Genomic DNA, 16,288 nt, shown 5'->3' on the forward strand with positions numbered 1-16,288 from the left:
GGCCGGGCCGGCGGCGCAAACGGGGGAGCCCGCCGCCCGGCTCCGGGGCCTGCGCAGCCGCCTTGCCGCCCTGATCGCCTCCGCGACACGGGCGGCCCGGGCTGCGACGAAGACCGCCGCCGCAAGGGACATCCTCCCCGCCGCAGAGCCGCCCGCGACGGAGGCGCGCGGCCATATTGCGCTGGTCGGGGCCGGACCCGGGGCGCGCGACCTGCTGACCCTGCGCGCCGCGCAGCGCCTCCGGGAGGCGGATGTCATCTTCTACGACCGCCTGGTCGATCCCGCGCTGCTGCATCTGGCGCGGACCGGCGCGCGGCGCGTCTATGTCGGCAAGGAGGTCGGCCGCAACGCCTGGCCGCAGGCCCATATCGACCGGCTGATCGTCGCCGAGGCGCGCAAGGGGCGCCGCGTGGTGCGGCTGAAATCCGGAGATCCATCCGTCTTCGGCCGCGCCGCCGAGGAGATCGCCGCCGCCCGCGCCGCCGGGATCGAGCCGGAGATCGTGCCCGGCATCACCGCCGCCTCGGCCGCCGCGGCCGCGATCCGGGTGCCGCTGACCGAGCGGGGGGAAACCGACTGCTTCGCCGTCACCACCGGCCTGTGCCGCCCCGGCGATCCCGCCCCCGACCGCAGCCTTCTGGCGCGGCCCGGCACCGCGCTGGCGATCTACATGGGGATCGGCAAGGCCGCCGAGATCGAGGCCGCCATGCTGGCCGCCGGCGCCCCTGCGGAATGCCCGGTCGATATCGTCTCCTGCGTCAGCACCGGACGGGAACGTCATGCCAGCGCCACGCTGGCCAGCCTGTCCGAAACCCTGCGGCGCGAGGCCCTGCCCGGCCCGGCCATCCTGTTCCTGCGCCACCCCAAGTCGCTCTCCGGCCGCCGCGCCGGGGGCGCCAGCCGCGCCGCATGATCGGTCCCCCGCGCGGGGCGAATCGCCGCGATCGGCCCCGGGGTTATCAATTCGGCGCTATTTCTTGCACCCGGCGCCATGGCTGCACAGATGCGGCGCAGCCCCGGGCAAAGCCCCGCCTTCCCCGCGCGGCAGCCCCGGCAAATCTGGCCGCGGCCTGCCGCCCGGCGATAACGTGAACCTCAGGGAGGCCCTGCCTCCGCGGTCGCAAAGGCGCGACCCTTTCCGGACAGACGGCCCCGACCGGGGCCGGCAGCAACGGCGCTGCGTGCTCAGACCGCCCGGGTTTTCCGGACGGCTTCGGGATCGCGTCAAGGCCCTGCCGACCCGCCTTCCCCTCGAGATGTCGCAGGACGCCCCGGCGTCCGGATCGCCGAAACGGGAGACAGGCCAGATGCACGACATGTTCCCCGCCCGCCCCCGCCCCTGCGCGCAGAGCTCTGCGCAATCCGAACCGCCCGGCAGGCCGGGCACGACAGCCACCTTCCCCAACCCAGCGGTGCCTCGAGACAGGCCCCCATTCTGAAAGGACCGACGCACATGTCCTACGTCATGCCGAAGGAATTCGCGGCCAAGATGGTCGATGCCGGCGAGGCCAAGATCTTCATGGCCACCAAGGACACGCTGATCCGCGCCTTCATGGCCGGGGCGATCCTGGCGCTGGCCGCCGCCTTCGCGGTGACCATCGCGGTCAATACCGGCAATTTCCTGGTCGCCTCGCTGCTGTTCCCGGTCGGGTTCTGCATGCTCTACCTGATGGGATTCGACCTGCTGACCGGGGTCTTCACGCTCTGCCCGCTGGCGGTGATCGCCAAGCGGCCGGGCTGCACCTGGAAAGGCGTGTTCCGCAACTGGGGGCTGGTCTTCTGCGGCAATTTCGCGGGCGCCATGACCACCGCGATCCTGATGGCCGTGGTCTTCACCATGGGCTTCAGCCAGGAGCCCAACGAGGTCGGCCAGCGCATCGGCACGATCGGCGAATCCCGCACGCTGGGCTATGCCGCGGCCGGGGGCGCGGGGCTGCTGACCGTCTTCGTGCGCGCGGTGCTGTGCAACTGGATGGTCTCCACCGGCGTGGTCGCGGCGATGATGTCGACCTCCACCTCGGGCAAGATCATGGCGATGTGGATGCCGATCCTCGTCTTCTTCTACCTGGGGTTCGAGCATTCCATCGTGAACATGTTCCTGTTCCCCTCGGGCATCATGCTGGGCGGCGAATTCACCTGGGCGGATTACCTGATCTACAACGAGATCCCCGTGGTGGTGGGCAACCTGGTCGGCGGGCTGACCTTCGTCGGCGGCATGATCTACGCCACGCATTTCCGCGAAAGCCCCAAGCGCAACGCCTCGCCCGACCTGCGCGTCGCGGCCGAGTGAGCATGCCGGCGCGGGGCCCTGCCATGGCGGGGCCCCCTGGATGCAGGGGGGAGCGAGATGCCCAGGGATGATGATCCCGCCCGCGGCGGCCTGCAGGTCACGATCGGCCAGCACTCCTCTGCCGGGACGAAGCCGGTCAACCAGGACTTCCACGGCGCGGCGCTTCCCGCAGGCGCGGCGCTGCGGTTCAAGGGGGTCGCCCTCGCCCTTGCCGACGGGATCAGCCCCAGCCCGGTCAGCCGCGAGGCGGCGGAACTGGCCGTCGCCGCGCTGACCGGCGATTACTACGACACGCCCGAAGCCTGGGATACCGCCACCGCGGCGCGGCGGGTCATCGGGGCGATCAATGCCTGGCTGTGCGGGCTGAACCGCGGCATCGAGGATCCCGACCGGGGGCATGTCTGCACCCTGGCCGCGCTGATCCTGAAAGGGCGCCAGGCGCATGTCCTGCATGTCGGCGACAGCCGCGTCGCCCGGGTCGCGGGCGCCAGCCTGGAACCGCTGACCGAAGACCACCTGGTGCCCGGCCCCGGCGGAGGCCGGCTGTCCCGCGCGCTGGGGATGGACCCGGCGCTGCGCATCGACCATGGCCGGTTTCCCGCCGCGGCGGGCGACATCTTCGTCCTGACCACCGACGGGGTGCATGGCGTCCTGCCCGCGCGGGAGATCGCCCGCCTGGCCGCGGGCGCCTGGCCGCAGGCGGCGGCGGAGGCGATCGTCGCGGCCGCGCTGGCCGCGGGCAGCACCGACAACCTGACCGTGCAGGTGGCGCGGGTGGAGGGGCTGGCCGATGAGGCGCTGCCGCCCGGTCCCGGATTGCTGCCCCCGGCGCGCCTGCCCGCGCCCGGCGAGATCCTGGACGGGATGCGGATCCTGCGGCAGGTCCATGCCTCGCCGCGCAGCCATGTCTTCCTGGCCCTCCTGCCCGACGGCCCGCGCGCCGCGCTGAAGATCCCCGCCGGCGAGATCACCGCCGATCCCGCCCTGCTGGCGCGTTTTGCCATGGAGGAATGGGTCGCGCGCCGGGTCTGCTCGCCGCACCTAGCCGGGGTGCCGGAGCTGCCCGCCCCGCGCAGCGCGCTCTATGCGCTGTCCAACTGGGTGGAGGGCGTCACGCTGCGCCAGTGGATGACCGACCACCCCCGCCCCGATCTGAACGCGGTGCGCGACATCGCCGGGCAGATCGCCCGGGGGCTGCGCGCGCTGCATCGCCGCCGGATGGTTCACCAGGATCTGCGCCCCGAGAACGTCATGATCGACCCTGACGGCACGGTGCGCCTGATCGACCTGGGCTCGGTCGCCGTGGCCGGGGTGGAGGAGGCCGCGCCGGGGCTGCTGGGCCCCCTGCCCGGCACGCTGCAATACACCGCGCCGGAATATTTCACCGGCGAGGCGCTGGACTGGCGGGCCGATCTCTACGCGCTCGGCGCCATCACCTGCGAGATGCTGACCGGCCGCCTGCCCTATGGCACCCATGTCGCGCGGATCCGGTCGCGGCGCGACCAGGCGCGGCTGACATGGCAGCCCCTGCGCGACGGGCCGGTGGCCGTCCCCGAATGGATGGAGGCCGCGATCCGCCGTGCCTGCCATCCCGACCCGCTGCGGCGGCAGGACGCGCTCGGCGATTTCATCGCCGGGCTGACGGCGCCGCCGCCGGGCTGGATCCCGCCCCGCCACCGCCCGCTGATGCAGCGCGACCCGCTGCGGTTCTGGCAGGCGGTTTCCGCAATCCTGGCGACCGGGCTTGCCGTGTCGCTGGCCACCCGCAGCTGACTGCAAAGGAGAGACCCATGAAAGACCTCGCCCCCGACGGCCTCTGGACCAAGGAGGACGCCACCGCCGCGATCCTGATCGCCCGCAAGCGCGCCGGGCTGAAATGGGAGGAGATCGCCGCCAAGATCGGCATGAGCCCGGTCTGGACCCACTCCGCCTGCATGGGGATGAACGCCTTTCCCCGCGACAAGGCCGAGGCGCTGGCCGCCGCGCTGGAACTGCCCGATGCGGCGATCGAGGCGCTGGTCGAGAGCCCGACCAAGATCTGGCAGCAGGCCGTGCCGACCGATCCCTGCATCTACCGCTTCTATGAAATCGTCGGCGTCTACGGCCCGACGCTCAAGGCGCTGATCCAGGAGGAATTCGGCGACGGCATCATGTCGGCCATCGATTTCGACATGACGGTGACGCGCGTGGCGAACCCGAAAGGCGACCGCGTCAAGGTGGAGATGTCCGGCAAGTACCTGGCCTATAACAGCTGGTAGGTCTCAGCGCGCGCCATGCGCCATCCTCGCCGCCTCCGGCAGGCGGCGCAGGCGCAGCATCGCCCAGGCCCCGATCACGGGGCCTGGCACCAGGATCGCGAAGGCCCATTGCCAGCCCCCCAGCGCCGCGGCCATCAGCGGCACCGTCTGGATCGCCACCAGCGTCAGGCCGAAGCCGATCCCCATCTGCAGCGCCAGCGCCGTGCCCACCAGCCGCGGCTCGGCCAGTTCCGTGACCGCGGCGGAGAATTGCGCGCTGTCGCCGATCACGCTCATGCCCCAGATCACCGCGACCAGCAGCAAGAGCCAGCCCGGCCCGTCGAAGGCGACGCCGATGGCCAGCGCCGAGAGACCCGAGACGGCCATCATCGCCGCCGTGGTGCGGCAGCGTCCGATCCGGTCCGACAGCCAGCCCGCGGCAAGGCAGCCCGCCGCGCCGGAGGCCACCACCGCGAAGGCCAGCATCGAGGGCGTCCCGGCCGGAAAGGGCGACAGCCCCGCCTCCCGCGCGGCAGCGGCAAAGGCGAGGATCCAGGCCCACATCGCGTAAAGCTCCCACATATGGCCGAAATACCCCAGATTGGCATAGAAGACGGGGCGGTCGCGCAGCACCTGCAGGCACTGGCGCGGATCAAAGGTGGCGCGCCCGAAACCATGCGGGCCCTCGCGCACCATGAGCGCGAAGATCGCCGCCGACCCCGCTGCCAGAAGGCTGGTCACGACGACCACGACCTGCCAGGCGACGCCGCCGCTGAGCGCCCGCACCAGATGCGGCATCGACGATCCCAGCGTCAGTGCCGCGATCAGCGCCCCCAGCGCCAGGCCCCGGCCGCGCCGGAACCAGGTCGCCATCAGCTTGACCGCGGGCGGATAGACCCCCGCCAGGGCCAGCCCCGTGACCGCCCGCGCCAGGATCGCCGCGGCGGGGGTCGGCGCCAGCAGCAGCGCCAGGTTCGCCGCCGCTGCCAAGAGCGCGGCCAGCGTCATCAGCCGCTGCATCCGCATGATGTCCGGCAAATTGACCAGCGAGGCGCCGAGCGCGCCGATGACGAAGCCGCCCTGCACCGCATTGGTCAGCCAGGCCGCGGCGGCCGGGCTCAGCGCCCAGGCGCGCACCAGCTCCGGCAGGATGGCCGTAGCGGAAAACCAGGTGGTCATCACCCCGACCACCCCGGCGCAGATCAGCGCCAGCATCGGCCAGCGACCCGGGGCGTATTCGGTTTCCTGCGCGCGCGGCCCTGCGGCTGTGGCTTGCATCTGCGGTTCCTCCTGCGGTGCCTGTCCCGGCATGCAGGATCGCGGGGCGGCGGCCCGGACGCAAGGCCGGCCCTGGGCGCCCGCGCCGCGCGGCCGGTCAGCCGATGGCGGCGCCGTCCCGCAGCCTCTCCGCGAAGAGCGCGCGCAGATCCTGCGCGATGCGCGCCACCCGCGCCGGAACCACGCGATTGCGCCGCCGGATCAGCCACAGCTCGCGCTGGACCGGCCGGGGCAGCGTGGCCACGCTCAGCCGGTCGCGCCCGGCAAAGCCCTCCACCCCGCTGCGCGGCAGGATCGTGTAGCCCAGCCCCTGCGCCACGGGTTCGGGGATCTGCCCGATCTGGTTGACGAAGCTGCGCTGGCGCAGCCGGTCCGCACCGGCATAGTCCCGCGCGAAATTCGCCCCCAGCAAAGCATCGGCATAAGCGAATCCGTCGGGATGGGCGATGAAGCCCAGCCGGTCCAGATCCGCAAGGGTCGCCGGGGCGGGCGCGCCCGCGGGCAGGACCAGGCACAGCGCATCGCGGCCGATCCTCTCGCCCTCCAGCCGCGGATGGGCCGGGGCGTGATCGGCGATGCCCAAATCCGCCTTCCCCTCCGCCACCGCCTCGAGGATCCGCGGCTGCGGGCAGGCCTCCACATGCAGCGCCAGCGCGGGCGCCTCCACCATGCGCGCGATCATCCGCGGATAGACGATCAGCGCCAGCGACCCCGAACAGGCCAGCGCGACCGCGCCGGCGCCGGGATCGTCCTGCTGCAGGCTGCGCCGCAGGCCGCGCTCCTCCTCGCGGCGGCGCGTCCCGATCTCGCGCAGCGCCGTCCCGGCCGGGGTCAGCACGAAGCTCTTGCCGTCGCGCGACAGGAGCGGCTGGCCCAGCTGCGCCTCCAGCTTGCGCAAATGCTGGCTGACCCCGGGCTGCGTCATGTTCAGCCGCGCGGCGGCCCGGGTGAAGTGCCCCTCGTCGCAGAGCGTCACGAAGGTTTCCAGCCATTGGGCATTCAGCATCCGCGCACCTCGCATCCCGGTTTCCGCACGCAGCATAGCGCGGCGCGGCCGGGCCGCCATCCCCGCGGCGGCCCCGCGCCGGGATGCAACAGCCCGCCGGCGTCCGACGGGGCCCGGGCTGGACTGGCGACCGCGCCGACCGCGAGAAGCCGTGCAGGGCCGCGCTTCGGGAAGACGCGGCAAAGGCGCGGCAGCTGCAGAGCGGATCGCGCCAGATCGCCGGCCGCGGGAGGGACGGGACCAAAGCAGGCCGACGCCATCGGCAAGCCGGGGCACCCGCGCCGGACCTGACGGGGACGCAGGATGCGCTGCATCTTTCCGGCCCCCGGAACCGGCAAACCGCCCGAGGCGGCTGAGGCGGCTGAGGCGGCTGAGGCGGCTGAGGCGGCTGAGGCGGTGTCACATCGCAGGATGGCCACCCGGTCAAGACGGCAGGACCCCGCGACGCGCAGCGCAGGCCGAGCCGTCATCGACCCCGCCCCGTCCCGGGCGCTTGTCAGGACAAGAAGCGGGACCGATGGCAGGCGGTGAATGGCAGGCGATGAAAACGACGTCGCGGTCCCGCTGCGCAAGGGCAGCAGAGACCGCGACCGGAACTGCGGCAGGACCTCTGGTCCAGGCCTCAGACGTGTGACGACGGTTGTCGGTCCGTCTGGTCAGAGACTATCCCTGATGGAAGTGAACACCTCCGAAGCACAGCGGATCCTCGACTGCGTCTTCACACATTTCCCTAGATGCATGATCACCTCCTTTCATTGCTTCACCAAGGGTGCGGCCCTCGCGGCCGACCCGCCCGGGCCCGCGCAACGCCGATCAGGCGTCTTCCTGCACGGGGCCGAAACACTTGGAAGTTCAGGAGGTTCGCAGTCTCGCCGCTGGCCTGATCCACTCCCGGCGGATCCCTGACTTCCGTATCAACCTGAGATCAGGCTGCCACGGAAGAGGTTAAGTGCAAATTAAAATCCGCCGCCGGAGGGTCACTCAGCCGTGATGTGCGTAACGAGCAGTCAAAGCGCGGAACGGAATCAACGCGACGAGGGCCAGCGAAATTTTCACCATCCAGTCCGCTGCGGCAAGCGAAATCCACAGCGGCACCGCCGGACCCGCCCCGAGCAGGGGAATCACCTCATTGGCCCAGGCCACGTCATTGCCCGGCTCCAGGAAGGACAGGCCCGCGGCGAAGGCGACCGAGAAGAAGATCGTGGTGTCCAGCGTGGCGCCGATCAGGGTCGAGGCCAGCGGCGCCCGCCACCAGGCCCCCCCGCGCATCCGGTCGAAGACGGCCACGTCCACCAGCTGCGCGGCCAGGAAGGCCAGCCCCGATCCCAGCGCGACGCGGAACGAGACCAGCGGCCCGAACTCGCCCTCGATCCGGCTGCCGATCAGCGAACAGGCCACGCCCACCGCGAAACCCGCCCAGACGATGCGGCGCGCGTCGCGCGGCCCGTGCAGGCGATTGGTCAGGTCGGTGACGAGGAAGGCGAAGGGATAGGTGAAGGCGCCCCAGGTCAGCCAGTCGCCGAAAAGGTGCTGCACGAGGATGTTGGAGGCGACGACGATCGCCGCCATGGCAAGGATGCCGGGCAGAAGTCTGGTCATGGTCTGTGATCCGTTTTGACAAGGTCGCGGAGACTTGTTCCCGGCACCTGCCGGGACGCGCCCCGGTAGCCGCTCCGGCCGCGCTTGGCAAGGCCGCAGCGGCCAGAATGTCGCAGATGCTCAGACCGCCGCGACGTCCCGGGGCGCCGCGACCAGGTCGAATTCGGTCCCCCATGGATCCTGCAGGCGGCGCGGCGCTCGCCCGGTGGCGTCCCGGATCTCCACCGCCGCCAGTCCGGTCACCGGGAAACTGCGCCGCGGCGCATCCTTACTGTGCCAGACATTGGCGGCCAGATGGTGATGATAGCCGCCCGATCCGAAGAACAGCGCGCCGGGATAGCGGCTGGTCAGCGCGAAGCCCAGCTCGCCCTCGATGAAGTCCCGCGCCTCGGGCAGCGTCCCGACCCGCATGTGGACATGGCCGATCACCGTATCGGCGGGCGCCCCGTCCCACGGCCCGGTGGCCGCCGCGCCCACGTCGCACGGATCCAGCCGCAGCGTCCGCATCCGCACCAGCCCGTCCTCGTGCCGCCACTGCGCACGCGGCCGGTCGACATAGATCTCGATGCCGTTGCCCTCGGGATCCGACAGGTACAGCGCCTCGCTGACCAGGTGATCCGAGATCCCTTCAAGCCGCGTGCCGGTCCCGGCGGCATGGTGCAGCCAGGCCCCCAGATCGGCGCGGCCGGGCAGAAGGAAGGCCGTGTGGAACAGCCCCGCCTCGTCCTGCGCGGCGCGGCGGGCGGCCGGATCGCGGCGCAGTTCCAGCAACACGCGCCCGCCTGTACCGTAGCGGGCGCTTTCGCCATCGCGGCCCATGGGCGCGAGGCCCAGCACGGATTCATAGAAGGCGCCGGTGGCGCCGAGATCATGGACGGTCAGCGCGACGCGCCCGATCTCGAGGGGGGCCGAGGATGTGGCCATGGGTCTTCTCCTGTGCGGGCCGCTGGGAACCGGGGGCGGCCGGACCCCGTGACAGGGGGATAGATGACGCTTGATCGGCAGGAATGATATGGCGATGATAGGGTATCACTTTCCATGGAATGTTCCGAAAGGGCCGGGATGGATCTGCTGGACGGGCTGCGCGCCTTCGTGGCCACCGCACAGGGCGGATCCTTCACCGCCGCCGCCGACCGGCTGGGCCTGTCGAACCGGCTGACATCGAAATACGTCGCGGCCCTGGAGGACCGGCTGGGCGTGCGGCTGCTGCAGCGCACGACGCGGCGGGTCGGGATCACGCCCGCGGGCGAAAGGCTGCTGGCCCGGGCGCCCGCGCTGCTGGAGGAGGTGGACGCGCTGATCGCCGATGTCGCCGAGGATCGCGGCGGGCTGTCCGGCGTGATCCGGGTCTCCGCCCCCGTGACATTCGGCGAAATCTTCGTGCGCGACCTGCTCGGCCGGTTCGCGGCGCTTCACCCCGCGCTGATCCCGGATCTGCGGCTGGACGACGCCCATAGCGACCTGGCGGCGGGAGGGATCGACCTGGCCTTCCGCATCGGCACGCCCGAGACCGCCGCCCTGACACGGCATCCGCTGGGATGGATCGGCACGCGGCTGGTGGCGGCGCCTGCCTATCTGGCGCGGCACGGGACGCCCCGGACGCCGCGGGATCTGCCCCGGCACCGCTGCCTGCTGGACACGAACCGGCGCCTGCCCGATCGCTGGCGGCTGGATGGCCCGCAGGGCCCCGAGGAGATCCGCGTGCCCGGGCATCTTCTGGCCAATAGCGCGCGGGTGATCCGCGACCTGGCCATTGCCGGGCACGGCGTCGCGCTCCTGCCGGATTTCGTCCTGCCTGCCGCGCTTGAATCGGGCGATCTGGTGGCCCTATGTCCCGGCTACCGGGGCGAGACGCTGCCGGTGGCCGCGGTCTGGCTGGAAGGCCGCCGCCTGCCGCGCAAGGTCAGGGCCCTGGTCGATTTCGCCCATGAGGATTTTGCCCGGACCCTGCCGCGCTGAATCTCGCGAAGCGGATTGGCACGGGCTGGTACGGGCGGCGGGACTCGAACCCGCACGGCTTGCGCCTGGAGATTTTAAGTCTCCTGTGTCTACCATTCCACCACGCCCGCAGCGAGGGCGAGCCATAGCCGCCCTTGCCCCGCAGGACAATGCGTCTTGGTTAAAGACGGGTGAACGAACGGGATCAGGGCGTCAGGTTGATGCAGGTGGTGGAGCCGTTGGCATAAAGCCTGTCATCCTCGACGCCGCGGATCTCGGCGGTGGACACCCCGGTGCGGCCTCCGACATGCGACGCGATGCCGACGGCGCGCACCTGCATGCCCAGCGGGATGGCGCGGGTGATGTTCACCTTGAATTCCAGCGTCGGCGCGAAGAACCCCGGGCCCAGGCGGGAAATCACGGCAAATCCCAGCACCGTGTCCAGGATCACCCCGTACCAGCCGCCCTGCACCGCGCCGAACGGGTTCAGATGATCCTCGGTGGGGCGGGCCAGCATCTCGACCCTTCCCTCCTCGGCGGCCGAGACCCGGCCATTCATCAACCCCCGGATCGGCGCCTCCGGCAGGCGCCCGTCAATCGTGGCGCGCAGGAAGTCCAGCCCGCTCATCCCGGCCCGGTCCGCGGCACTGACCGTGCCGTATCGCTGTGCTCTCTCGCTCATGCCCCCGGCCTACCAGCCATCGCGCGGCATGGCGAGCGGCGGCACGCCGCTGCGGCAACGAGACCCCGTCCCGCCCGCAATGCCCTCAGGCCACATCCTCCAGCGCGCCCTGCGGATGCACGCCCAGGGCGGCACAGATGTCGCGGCTGAGGCCCGGCTTGTTGAGCGTGTAGAAATGCAGATCCTCCACGCCTTCGGCCATCAGGCGGCGGCACAGATCGATGCACAGATCGCGCGACAGCGCGTCCTGCCCCTCGGGCCCGGCCTTGTCGAAGGCCTCGTCCAGCCAGGCGGGAACCGGCGTGCCGCAGCGCAGGGCGAACTTGCGCACCCCGGTCCAGTTCTCGATCGGCAGGATGCCGGGGATGACGGGAGCCGAGATCCCCGCCGCGGCACAGCGGTCGCGGAAGCGGAAGAACGTGTCGGGCTCGAAGAAGAACTGGGTGATGGCCGAATCGGCCCCCGCCTCGAATTTCCGCGCCAGCCAGCGCACATCGGCCAGCGGATCGCCCTTGGCCTCGGGATGCGGGTCGGGATAGGCGCCGACGCGCAGGGTGAACTGCCCGGTTTCCTTCAGCGCGGCGATCAGTTCGCAGGCATCGGCGAACCCCTCGGGATGGGCGGTGAACCGGTCCGCGCCCTTGGGCGGGTCGCCGCGCAGCGCGACCAGCTCCGTCACCCCGGCCTCGGCATAGGATTGCGCGATCTCAAGGGTTTCCGCGCGGCTTGCATCGACGCAGGTCAGGTGCGCGGCGACGTTGAGACCGTAATTCTTGCCGATCGTCGTCACGGCCTCATGGGTCAGCTTGCGCGTGGTCCCGCCCGCCCCGTAGGTGACGGAGACGAAGGTCGGGCGCAGCGGCGCCAGCGCGCGCACCGTGTCCCACAGGCGGAACGACGCCTCCAGCGACCGGGGCGGGAAGAATTCGAACGACACGCGCGGCGCGGACATGGGCATCTCTCCTCTTGGGTTTCGCGGCCTATACCCCTCGACAGCTCTGTGAAGCAAATTCATAATACTAAAGATCAACATGAGCCGCGTTTGAAGACTGACCCCATGCACCTGGAATTCCGGCATCTCAAGACCATCAAGGCGATCCATGACGCGGGCGGCCTGGCGCGGGCGGCGGATTTACTCAACATAACCCAGTCGGCCCTGTCGCACCAGATCAAGGGGCTGGAGGACCAGGCGGGGGTCGAATTGTTCGTGCGCCGGTCGCGGCCGCTGAAACTCTCGGCGGCGGGGCACCGCCTGCTGCGGCTGGCCGAGAAGATCCTGCCCGAGGTCGCCGCGGCGGAGGAGGATTTCCGCAGCCTGCGCGCGGGCAAGTCGGGCCGCCTGCATATCGCCATCGAATGCCATGCCTGTTTCGAATGGCTGTTCCCGGTGCTCGAGGAATTCCGCAAGGCCTGGCCCGATGTCGATGTCGACATCCGCCCCGGGCTCAGCTTCGGCGCCCTGCCCGCGCTGCAGAAGGAGGAGGTCGACCTGGTCGTCTCCTCCGATCCCGAGGCGCTGACCGGGATCACCTTCGAGCCGCTCTTCGAGTACAACCCGGTCTTCGTCGCCTCCTCGGCCCATCCGCTGGCGGCGAAGCCCCATATCGAGGCGGCCGATTTCCGCGACGAGCTGGTCATCACCTACCCGGTGGAACGTTCGCGGCTGGACCTGTTCAGCCAGCTGCTGATCCCCGCCGGGGTGGAGCCGCGCGCGATCCGGCAGGTGGAACTGACGGCGGTGATCCTGCTGCTGGTGGCCTCCAATCGCGGCGTGTCGGTCCTGCCCGACTGGGTCGTGCGCGAGGTGCGCTACAATTCCGACTATGTCACGCGGCCCCTGACCGCGACGGGGATCACCCGCCGCCTCTATGCCGCGATCCGCAGCGACGAGGCGGCGAAACCCTACATTGCAGATATCCTGCAGCTGGCACGGGTGGTGGCGCCGCGGCTCCGGGGCGAGACCGCCCCGGTCTAGGCTTGCCCCCTGCGGCGCGAGCGTGTAGGTCGCTGGCCTGATTCCCAGGAGATGTGAACGATGCAGGGCAGCGCAAACCTCAACATCATGATCAAGGCTGCGCGCCGGGCGGGGCGGTCGCTTGTGAAGGACTTCCGCGAGGTGGAGAACCTCCAGGTCTCGTCCAAGGGGGCGGGCGACTTCGTGTCGAAGGCGGATATCGCCGCCGAGGCGATCCTGAAGGAAGAGCTGATGGAGGCGCGGCCGAATTACGGCTGGCTCGGCGAGGAGACCGGCGAGACCCCCGGCACCGACCCGACGCGGCGCTGGATCGTCGATCCGCTGGACGGCACGACCAACTTCCTGCACGGGATGCCGCACTGGGCCATCTCCATCGCGCTGGAGCACAAGGGCGAGATCGTCGCCGGCGTGGTCTTCGACGCGGCCAAGGACGAGATGTACATGGCCGAGAAGGGCGCGGGCGCGTGGATGAACAACCAGCGGCTGCGCGTCTCGGACCGCTCGCGGATGATAGAGTCGGTCTTCGCCACCGGCGTGCCCTTCGGCACCCAGCCCTACCTGCCCGCCGCGCTGCAGGACCTGGCGCGGCTGATGCCGCAGGTCGCGGGCGTGCGCCGCTGGGGCGCGGCATCGCTCGATCTGGCCTATGTGGCGGCGGGCCGCTATGACGGCTACTGGGAACGCGGGCTGAACCCGTGGGACATGGCCGCGGGCATCATCCTGGTGAAGGAAGCCGGCGGTTTCGTCGAACCGATCCTGCCGGGGGCCGACCTGATGGGCCGGGGCGGGCTGATCTGCGGCAATGGCGCGATCTTCGACACCTTCTCCCGGACGATCCGCGACCGCGCCGAGGCCTGATCCCCGCCGGGGCGCGCAGGCGCCCTGCCGCTTCAGCGGTCGGAGGGATGATTCACCCCGTCGATCCAGGGAAACTCCCCCAGTTCCGACGGGTTGACCCCCTCCAGCGTGCCCAGGTTGACCCCGTAGGAATTCGGGTCCGAGCGCCGCCGGTGATGGGTATAGATCCCGCAGACGGAGCAGAACCAGTGCTGCGCCGCACCCGTCCCCCAGGTGTAGAGGCTCAGCCGGTCCTGCCCTTTCACCACGCGCAGCCCCTCCAGAGGCGCCGACACCATCGGCGCGCCGCGCCTGCGGCAGAAACTGCAATCGCAGCGCCGCGCGCTTTCGGGACCCGCCGTCAGCGCCACTTCCAGTTCCACCGCGCCGCAATGGCAGCTTGCCCTGTATGTCATTCCGCCTGCCGTTCCTTCGACCGTTCCGCCGCCGGGTAGCGCCTGGGGCCCGCCGCGCAAACCGTTCCGGAAGGGCATCCTCCCCCGGATGCGGCGCAAACCGGGCGGGCGCGCAGGAATGCGGCACCGGGCTGAAGATTTCAGCCATTGCCGCATCGCCGCCTGCCGCAACGTAACGGTTTCTTGACAGCTCGGCGGGAAGATCGCCGACTATGGTCATGATCCCGCGCCTTCCCTCCCTGTGCCTCGCCATGATGCTTGCCGCCGCCGCCGCGCCGGCGGACCAGCCCGGCGCCGCGCCGCAATCCGCCTGTCCGCCGCCGATGGAATTCGCCGGGCGCAAGGCCGATCTTCTGGCCGAGCTGCAGCATACGCGAAGCCGGGCGGACGGGCTGTTCCTGACGCGCCACCTGGTCGAGATCTTCGCCACCGCGCCCAATCGCGATGCGCAGAAACTGCTGGAAGAGGCCGTCGCGCTGCGCCGGGCCCATGCCCCTGCCGCGGCCGAACAGGTGCTGGGCGACCTGATCGCCTATTGTCCCGACTTCGCCGAGGGCTACCGGCAGCGCGCGCTCCTGCGCCGCCAGACAGGGGATCTCGACGGGGCCCTGGCCGATCTGGACCGCGCGCTCGTCCATGCCCCCGATCACCTGGCGGCAATGGCCGGGCGGCTGCAGGTGCTGATCGAACTGGACCGCACCGCCGAGGCGGGGCGCACCCGCGACGCCCTGCTGGCCCTCAATCCCTGGATGCCGCTGGACCACCTGGAAGATGCCACGCCGGGACTGATGCTGTAGCCTTCCGCGCGCCCCGGGCCGCGCCACGGCCTTCCCGGACCCGCTGTCAGCGCCCCGGCCTCTCGGCCGGTTCCTCCCGCCCCCGGCCATCCCGGCCGCTGCCATCATGCCCCCGCCTTCCTTCCCGCGCCATCGCGGCCGGTGCATCCCTGCCCCCGCCGACGGCAACCCTGCCCCTGTCGGCGGCATCCCTGCCCCTGCCGACGGCAACACCGCCCCTGCCGGCGGCAACCCTGCCCCTGCCGGCGGCAACCCTGCCCCCGCCGACGGCATCCCCGCCCCTGCCGACGGCATCCCTGCCCCCGGCCGGGCGGCCCCGCCAGGGCGCCGCGGCCCGGCAGGGTCCTGATCCGGCAAGGGCTTCATCCCTGCAATCCGCGCCGCCACGGCCGGGGCCCCTGTCGCCCCTCGCGGGCCGCAGCTGCTACGCCCCGGCCAGCGCGGGCGCCTGATCCCGGGCCCTGCCGCCGTCATCGGGTTGCGGCCGACCGCGTCCGGCATCGCGTCCGGCCCTCCCGGATGGCCCGCCGTCGCTACGGCTGCCCGGCTCCGTCCCGCCGCGCCGCGACACGTGATGCACCGGGCGCACCCGCCTCTGGCCAAGCCGCGCGCCGCCCCCTACTGCTTGGGGCATGACGCAACCACACGCCCCCTCCCGCGACCCCGCCAGCGCCGCCGATCCCGCCAGCGTGGCCGACATCCTCGCCCGGCAGCTGCATCGCGCCGGGATCCGCCGCGCCTTCGGCATGCCCGGCGGCGAGGTCCTCAGCCTGGTCGCCGCCCTGGAACGGGCCGGCATCGAATTCATCCTGGTGCGCCACGAGAATGCCGGGGGTTTCATGGCGGAGGCGGCGCATCACCTGGGCGGGGCGCCCGCGCTTCTGGTCGCGACGCTGGGTCCCGGGGCGCTGAATGCAATCAATGTCGTGGAGAATGCCCGTCAGGACCGGGTGCCGATGATCGTCGTCACCGGCGCCGTCGATGCCGAGGAGGCGCAGGCCTATACCCACCAGGTGCTGGACCAGCAGGCGGTGTTCCGGACCGTGACCAAGGGCAGCTTTGCCATGACCCCCGGCGCCGCCGGGCTCATCGCCGACAAGGCGCTGGCCCTGGCCATGGCGCCGCGGCGGGGGCCGGTGCATATCGACCTGCCGATCCGCGTGGCCGATCAGCCGGGCCGCGCCGCGCCGCCTGCCCCGCCCCCGCCCCTGCCGGCCGCGCCCGCCCCCTCGG

Annotated in this window: 16 protein-coding genes and 1 tRNA gene; 9 read left to right on the plus strand and 8 right to left on the minus strand. The window is 71.3% G+C overall.

The genetic code is table 11. The annotated features are described in order from the left end of the window. The 4 genes from cobA to cynS all read left to right on the plus strand — a co-directional run. Positions 1-913, plus strand: a 913-nt coding sequence (gene cobA, locus ICN82_RS19000) for a uroporphyrinogen-III C-methyltransferase (protein ID WP_226898612.1), incomplete at its 5' end; no start/stop codon positions are given. 540 nt (positions 914-1,453) lie between these two features. Then, entirely contained in the window at positions 1,454-2,290 is an 837-nt protein-coding gene (locus ICN82_RS19005) for a formate/nitrite transporter family protein (RefSeq protein WP_193186190.1), read from the plus strand. Positions 2,291-2,347: 57 nt separating this feature from the next. Further along, positions 2,348-4,063 carry a bifunctional protein-serine/threonine kinase/phosphatase gene (locus ICN82_RS19010; protein WP_193186192.1) on the plus strand — a complete coding sequence of 572 codons (1,716 nt, stop codon included), beginning with the start codon at positions 2,348-2,350 and terminating at the stop codon, positions 4,061-4,063. Between the two features lie 17 nt (positions 4,064-4,080). Beyond that, positions 4,081-4,548, plus strand: coding sequence for a cyanase (gene cynS / locus ICN82_RS19015; RefSeq protein ID WP_193186195.1), 468 nt, complete (start codon positions 4,081-4,083; stop codon positions 4,546-4,548). Between the two features lie 3 nt (positions 4,549-4,551). Here the strand turns inward: cynS and ICN82_RS19020 are convergent, their stop codons facing one another. From ICN82_RS19020 to ICN82_RS19035, 4 genes are all read right to left on the minus strand, one after another. Then, positions 4,552-5,805 carry an MFS transporter gene (locus ICN82_RS19020; protein WP_193186198.1) on the minus strand — a complete coding sequence of 418 codons (1,254 nt, stop codon included), beginning with the start codon at positions 5,803-5,805 and terminating at the stop codon, positions 4,552-4,554. A 97-nt stretch (positions 5,806-5,902) separates the two neighbouring features. After that, on the minus strand, positions 5,903-6,811 hold the full coding sequence (locus ICN82_RS19025; protein ID WP_193186199.1) for a LysR family transcriptional regulator: 909 nt from the start codon (positions 6,809-6,811) through the stop codon (positions 5,903-5,905). Positions 6,812-7,792: 981 nt separating this feature from the next. Beyond that, positions 7,793-8,410: a queuosine precursor transporter gene (locus ICN82_RS19030; protein ID WP_193186202.1), complete on the minus strand. Its 618-nt coding sequence runs from the start codon at positions 8,408-8,410 to the stop codon at positions 7,793-7,795. Positions 8,411-8,530: 120 nt separating this feature from the next. Continuing rightward, positions 8,531-9,334 (minus strand): VOC family protein, encoded by an 804-nt coding sequence (locus tag ICN82_RS19035; protein ID WP_193186205.1) that lies wholly within the window; start codon positions 9,332-9,334, stop codon positions 8,531-8,533. Between the two features lie 138 nt (positions 9,335-9,472). On the opposite strand from ICN82_RS19035, the gene ICN82_RS19040 reads away from it, so the two are divergent. Then, positions 9,473-10,369, plus strand: coding sequence for a LysR family transcriptional regulator (locus tag ICN82_RS19040; protein ID WP_193186227.1), 897 nt, complete (start codon positions 9,473-9,475; stop codon positions 10,367-10,369). 26 nt (positions 10,370-10,395) lie between these two features. Here the strand turns inward: ICN82_RS19040 and ICN82_RS19045 are convergent. The 3 genes from ICN82_RS19045 to metF form a co-directional block, all read right to left on the minus strand. Continuing rightward, positions 10,396-10,479 (minus strand) — tRNA-Leu (locus ICN82_RS19045). 74 nt (positions 10,480-10,553) lie between these two features. Beyond that, on the minus strand, positions 10,554-11,030 hold the full coding sequence (locus tag ICN82_RS19050) for a PaaI family thioesterase (protein WP_193186208.1): 477 nt from the start codon (positions 11,028-11,030) through the stop codon (positions 10,554-10,556). 85 nt (positions 11,031-11,115) lie between these two features. Further along, the gene (metF, locus tag ICN82_RS19055; RefSeq protein WP_193186210.1) at positions 11,116-11,982 is read right to left on the minus strand and encodes a methylenetetrahydrofolate reductase [NAD(P)H]; all 867 of its coding nucleotides are present in this window, start codon (positions 11,980-11,982) and stop codon (positions 11,116-11,118) included. Between the two features lie 105 nt (positions 11,983-12,087). On the opposite strand from metF, the gene ICN82_RS19060 reads away from it, so the two are divergent. Further along, the gene (locus tag ICN82_RS19060) at positions 12,088-13,005 is read left to right on the plus strand and encodes a LysR family transcriptional regulator (RefSeq protein WP_193186213.1); all 918 of its coding nucleotides are present in this window, start codon (positions 12,088-12,090) and stop codon (positions 13,003-13,005) included. 60 nt (positions 13,006-13,065) lie between these two features. Beyond that, positions 13,066-13,863 carry an inositol monophosphatase family protein gene (locus ICN82_RS19065; RefSeq protein ID WP_193186216.1) on the plus strand — a complete coding sequence of 266 codons (798 nt, stop codon included), beginning with the start codon at positions 13,066-13,068 and terminating at the stop codon, positions 13,861-13,863. 32 nt (positions 13,864-13,895) lie between these two features. Here ICN82_RS19065 and ICN82_RS19070 read toward each other — a convergent pair whose 3' ends face one another. Then, positions 13,896-14,258, minus strand: a complete 363-nt coding sequence (locus ICN82_RS19070) for a GFA family protein (protein ID WP_193186218.1) — start codon at positions 14,256-14,258, stop codon at positions 13,896-13,898. 218 nt (positions 14,259-14,476) lie between these two features. Here ICN82_RS19070 and ICN82_RS19075 point away from each other — a divergent pair, with 218 nt between their 5' ends. Beyond that, positions 14,477-15,055, plus strand: coding sequence for a tetratricopeptide repeat protein (locus ICN82_RS19075; RefSeq protein ID WP_193186221.1), 579 nt, complete (start codon positions 14,477-14,479; stop codon positions 15,053-15,055). 632 nt (positions 15,056-15,687) lie between these two features. Further along, positions 15,688-16,288, plus strand: a 601-nt coding sequence (locus ICN82_RS19080; protein ID WP_269142438.1) for a thiamine pyrophosphate-binding protein, incomplete at its 3' end; no start/stop codon positions are given.

The sequence above is a fragment of the Mangrovicoccus algicola genome, from assembly GCF_014903745.1.
Taxonomy (GTDB): Bacteria; Pseudomonadota; Alphaproteobacteria; order Rhodobacterales; family Rhodobacteraceae; genus Mangrovicoccus; species Mangrovicoccus algicola.